Source organism: Deltaproteobacteria bacterium, assembly GCA_016223005.1.
In the GTDB taxonomy this organism is placed as follows: domain Bacteria; phylum Desulfobacterota; class GWC2-55-46; order UBA9637; family GWC2-42-11; genus JACRPW01.
Genome location: JACRPW010000063.1, coordinates 1 through 5,182, shown reverse-complemented (window position 1 = coordinate 5,182; position 5,182 = coordinate 1). Strand labels below are relative to the sequence as shown.

6 protein-coding genes are annotated in these 5,182 nt (G+C 39.6%); 4 read left to right on the top strand and 2 right to left on the bottom strand.

What is annotated here, in order from left to right; translation table 11 throughout:
* Together HZC45_06950 and HZC45_06945 are read right to left on the bottom strand one after the other, a co-directional pair.
* On the bottom strand, positions 1-646 hold a 646-nt coding region (locus HZC45_06950), incomplete at its 3' end, for an FAD/NAD(P)-binding protein (GenBank protein ID MBI5682884.1).
* A 3-nt stretch (positions 647-649) separates the two neighbouring features.
* Complete coding sequence (locus tag HZC45_06945; GenBank protein MBI5682883.1) at positions 650-1,675, bottom strand: 4Fe-4S dicluster domain-containing protein; 1,026 nt, start codon at positions 1,673-1,675, stop codon at positions 650-652.
* 124 nt (positions 1,676-1,799) lie between these two features.
* Here HZC45_06945 and queD point away from each other — a divergent pair, with 124 nt between their 5' ends.
* The 4 genes from queD to HZC45_06925 all read left to right on the top strand — a co-directional run.
* Positions 1,800-2,171, top strand: a complete 372-nt coding sequence (gene queD / locus HZC45_06940; GenBank protein ID MBI5682882.1) for a 6-carboxytetrahydropterin synthase QueD — start codon at positions 1,800-1,802, stop codon at positions 2,169-2,171.
* The gene (locus tag HZC45_06935; GenBank protein MBI5682881.1) at positions 2,161-2,958 is read left to right on the top strand and encodes a GTP cyclohydrolase I FolE2; all 798 of its coding nucleotides are present in this window, start codon (positions 2,161-2,163) and stop codon (positions 2,956-2,958) included. The genes queD and HZC45_06935 overlap by 11 nt, the downstream gene beginning before the upstream one ends.
* Before the next feature lie 76 nt (positions 2,959-3,034).
* The gene (locus HZC45_06930; GenBank protein ID MBI5682880.1) at positions 3,035-4,738 is read left to right on the top strand and encodes a proline--tRNA ligase; all 1,704 of its coding nucleotides are present in this window, start codon (positions 3,035-3,037) and stop codon (positions 4,736-4,738) included.
* A 238-nt stretch (positions 4,739-4,976) separates the two neighbouring features.
* Positions 4,977-5,182, top strand: a 206-nt coding sequence (locus HZC45_06925; protein ID MBI5682879.1) for a c-type cytochrome, incomplete at its 3' end; no start/stop codon positions are given.

Here is a 5,182-nt window from a genome sequence, read left to right as displayed (position 1 = left end):
TGATTATATATTTATACATTACATGGGGACCAACTATAACTGCCACTGTCTTATCTTCCTCAATTTTAAGTTCAGGCAGGAATGTGGTTACAACACCTGTATGCCCTTTCCAGTCAGGATGCGGTTTGTCAACTGTAATCCTTAAGTCAAAATCAGGTTGATTAGCCCATTCAATAAGTTCGTCTTTAAATAATATCTCTTCCGGTGATTTAACACCGTATAAAAGTATTATCTTTCCATATAGATGCCTTTTCATAAGCACAGTCTTTATGAGTCCGCGAAGCGGAACAATCCCTATGCCGCCTGCGATAAAGAGTAAATCCTTTGCAGCCATTTCCTCAACAGGAAATCTCTTTCCATATGGACCCCTTATTCCAATCCTGCTTCCTTTAGGCAATGAGTGAAGGACATTTGTTAGACTGCCGACAGCCCTTACACATATTTCAAATTCATTCTTCTTGTTAGAAGAAGATGATACAGAGATAGGTGCCTCACCCACTCCAAGTATTGAAAGCATAATAAACTGTCCCGGCTCATGTCCAAGTGGTTTGCCGTCATCAAGGAGTATTCTGAAAAGTCTTTCCTTCTCAGTTAACCTTGTAATTCTTTCAATCCTTGCCGGTCTTGGCAGATACGCAGATTCCATGTTTTATGATTTCCTGTCCCCTTCCTGTTCTTTGACAAGTTCATTAGTTATTTCAGCAATATTTATATTTACAAGGCATGCCCTGCTGCACCTGCCGCACCCAACGCAAAAAAGTCCGCCAAACTTATCTGCCTGATATTGGGATTTTCTGTTAAACCTATGCCTTAATCTCTCTGCCTTTGTTTTTCTAAAATTATGCCCGCCTGATACCTTTGCAAAATCTTCCAATAGGCATCCATCCCATACCCGATACCGTTCTCCGCTTTTCAGGTTACTAGACACCTCGTCCCTGACATCAAAACAGTAACAGGTTGGACAAACAAGATTACATGAACCGCACCCATAACAGATATTGCCAATCCTTTCCCATATAGGACTATTATAGCTGCCTGCGTAGAGTAATGGCAAATGAGATGGGTCTATATCTAGTTTAATTGAAAATGACTGCTCTTTTTTATTTTTAAAATCAGCAAGTTTTGATATTTCCTTAAGAGTCGCCTTGCGTATTTTTGTATATTTTAAAAGTAGTTCCTTTCCCTTGTCTGTCCCTATTCTTATAAGATAACCTCTTTTTATCTCATGCAGAAAAAGGTCAAAGCCGCTTTCAATATTAGAGGTATTGACGCTTTTGCAGAAACAAAATTTATCAGGCATGCACTCTGAACCTATAATTATAGTTTTCTCCCGCCTTTTGAGATAGTTGGCATCTGGGGTGCCATAGGCAAAAACCCTGTCCGTAAGTTTTATTGCATGTATATCGCATGGATGGATACCAAACAGTATCTGTTCTTCTGCAAAGATATCCTGTTCAGCCTCATGTTCTTCGCCTAATCTGAATCTTAAGAGTGTTTCCTTGTGGGGCAGGAGATACTTTTTGGGAGAAAGATGAGAAGGGATATGCAAGAGGTTTAGTTCTTTTGAGGCAGAAATCTTTTCATATACAGAAAAACCATCTTTCTTTACAGGACCATAGACCTTAAAATCTTTTAAGATATTGTCTACAAAGGAACTTAACCCTTTTTTTGTCAAAAAACGGTAGTCCATTAGTGCTATATATAACATAATAGAATAAAGTTCGCATTAATTTTCCTTTCAACAACATCTTTCAACAACATCTTGAGTATGCATGTCTGTTATGGTAAGTTACAAATATATGTATAGACTTACAATACTATCAGAATTTGCAGCCGCCCATAATTTAAGGAATTATAACGGCGAGTGCGAAAAACTGCATGGACATAACTGGAAGGTGGAGGTAAGTATCACTGCAAATGAACTTGACAGTATTGGCATTGCATTGGATTTTAAGATTTTAAAGCAGAGAACTTTAGATGTCTTGAAGGGGTTTGACCATGTTCATCTGAATGAAATTCCGCCATTTGACACACAAAATCCTTCGTCTGAAAATCTGGCACAATATATATTTAAAGAACTATCAAAGGTGAGTAACAATGAAAATATCAGGGTCAGTATGGTAAAGGTATGGGAATCTGAAAGGGCAGCGGCAACGTATTATGAAGATTAAATTAAAGGATATACAGAACCAGCCTGATTACAGGAATATTGACATAGATAAGGTTGGTGTCAAAGAGATACATTACCCTATTGTGGTGTTGGATAAAAAAAATAAGTTCCAGCACACAATAGCAAGCGTGAATATGTATGTTGACCTCCCTCACCACTTTAAGGGCACACACATGAGCAGGTTTATAGAGATATTGAACGAATATCATGGAGAAATAACGGTAAAGAATTTCCCTGTAATACTTAAGAATATGAAAAAGAGATTTGATGCCAGAACAGCCCATCTTGAGGTAGAGTTCCCATATTTTATAGAAAAGAAGGCGCCTGTTTCACGGGCAAAGGGAATTATGGAATATAGGTGCAGGTTTTCAGGGTCATTGGGTGAAAAAAAGGATTTCATCCTTGAGGTAATTGTGCCTGTAACAACCCTCTGTCCATGTTCAAAAGAGATCAGCAAAAGGGGGGCGCACAATCAGAGGGGTATGGTAAAGGTAAGGGTCAGGTTTAAGAATTTTGTGTGGATAGAGGATATAATAGATATTGTTGAAAAATCAGCATCCAGCCCTGTTTATTCAATACTCAAGAGGTATGATGAGAAATATGTTACGGAGCATGCGTATAATAATCCTAAATTTGTAGAGGATGTGGTAAGAGATGTAGCGGCAAAATTAAATGAACTTAACGAGGTTACATATTTTACTGTTGAGGCTGAAAACTGGGAATCAATACATAACCATAACGCCTATGCCTGTCTTGAGAAACAGACAAAGACATCCATCCCACAATAAGTGGCATGTCATTCAAGGCAAAAAAGATATTTAAAAAAAAGAGGGGCATAAGCATTTAATATAATCAGGAGAATCTATGCGATTTACAAAGATGCTTATACCGACAATAAAAGAGGCGCCTAAGGACGCAGAGGTCATAAGCCACCAATTGATGTTAAGGGCGGGCATGATAAGGAAGGTTGCATCTGGGATTTATAATTTTCTGCCACTTGGTATAAGGGTTATAAAAAAGGTGGAAGATATTGTGCGGGAGGAGATGAACAGGGCAGGGGCTTTAGAGGTTCTGATGCCGATGGTTGTGCCGTCTGAACTATGGCAGGAGAGCAAGAGGTGGGATGTATATGGCAGAGAACTTTTGAGGTTTAAGGACAGGCACGACAGGGCATTTTGTCTTGGTCCAACACACGAAGAGGTTATAACAGATATAGTGCGGCGGGATGTCCGTTCTTACAGGCAGATGCCTTTAAACCTCTATCAGATACAGACAAAGTTCAGGGATGAGATAAGGCCAAGATTCGGACTTATGCGAGGAAGGGAATTTATTATGAAGGATGCATATTCATTTCACGCAACAGATGAGGATGCTGAAAGAGAATATAAAAATATGCATGAAACATATTCAAGGATATTTGAAAGGTGCGGGCTTAAGTTTAAGGCAGTAGAGGCAGACACAGGACAGATAGGCGGCAGTTTTTCACATGAGTTTATGGTGTTGGCAGATACAGGCGAGGATGCAATTGCAAGTTGCAATAAGTGCAGATATGCAGCGAATGTGGAGAAGGCGGAAGCGAAGGGTCAGGAGTCAGGAGTCAGGAGTCAGGAGAGTAAAAAACCTTTAGAAAAAGTAGCCACACCAAATATGAAGTCAGTGGAAGAGGTGAGCAGGTTTCTTAATGTATCTCCGCAGGCGATTATAAAGACATTGATTTATGACAGTAGTCAAGGGGGTTTTGCTGTCATGTTAAGGGGTGATTATGAAATCAATGAGGCGAAACTGAAAAGGGTTGTTAATGCTGATTGGGTTAAACTTGCTGATGATAAAACTGTAAGGGATGTAACAAATGCGCCATCAGGTTTTGCAGGACCAATAGGGCTTAAATGCAGGCTCATCGCTGATTACAGCATTCAAGGGATTGTAAATGCTGTAACAGGCGCCAATGAAAAGGATGCACATCTTATAAATGTAAATCTGGACAGGGACTTTAAGGTAGATATATTTGCTGACTTACGAAATGTAGTTTCAGGGGACAATTGTCCAAGATGCGATGGGACGCTTGAAATAATGCGGGGCATTGAGGTCGGACATATATTTAAACTCGGCACAAAATACAGCGAGGCAATGAACGCAACATTCCTTGATGAAAACGGCAAAGAAAAGCCGTTTATAATGGGGTGTTATGGCATTGGCATAGGAAGGACTGCTGCTGCCGCAATTGAACAGAATCACGACAAAGACGGCATAATCTGGCCTGTGCCAATAGTGCCATTCCATGCTTATATAATACCTGTGAATGTGAAAGATAAGGTGATTATGGATGTTGCAGAAGATATTTATAACGATTTGCAAGAAGCAGATTTTGAAGTCTTAATGGATGACAGGGATGAAAGGGCAGGGGTAAAATTCAAAGACGCTGACTTAATAGGCATACCTGTAAGGATTACAATAGGCAGCAAGAACCTTGAAAATAATATGGTTGAAATAAAACTCAGAAAAGAGACAGGTTCATTTCTGGTAGATAAGACGGAGGTTGTTAATAAGATAAAGGTGGTATTAGGGTAAAAACAGTCAACAATGAGATAAGAGGTAGATAGGGTAGAAAAGGGGACGGGCAGAAAAGGGGATTTATTTTCTGTTGTCAACAAAACCCTTGACAAAGTTATATCCGTCAGGTATATCTTTTTCAAATAAAAATTCTTTTTAAGAAAGGAGAGAATTTACAAAAATGGATATCTTGAGATTTGTTCGTAAGGCATGTGTATCACTCCTCACCATCTCCATCATAGGTATTTATGCAGATATGGCAGACGCAGGTGCTGATGATGGGAAAAAGATTTTTGCAGGGAAAAAGTGCGGGGACTGTCATCAGACAGCAGGTCCTGCCACAGAAAAGACCTTTGAAGATAAGTTAAAGAAAAAGGGGCCGGACTTGTGGTTCGCGGGCAGTAAGTTTAAAAAAGAATGGCTTGTGGAGTGGATGCAGAATCCTCAGATAATAAGGCCAAT

What these genes read in the sequence shown, in the direction of transcription:
- queD (MBI5682882.1), top strand. Translation starts at nt 1,800, where the DNA reads ATGTATAGACTTACAATACTATCAGAATTTGCAGCCGCCCATAATTTA.
- HZC45_06935 (MBI5682881.1), top strand. Translation starts at nt 2,161, where the DNA reads ATGAAGATTAAATTAAAGGATATACAGAACCAGCCTGATTACAGGAAT.
- HZC45_06930 (MBI5682880.1), top strand. Translation starts at nt 3,035, where the DNA reads ATGCGATTTACAAAGATGCTTATACCGACAATAAAAGAGGCGCCTAAG.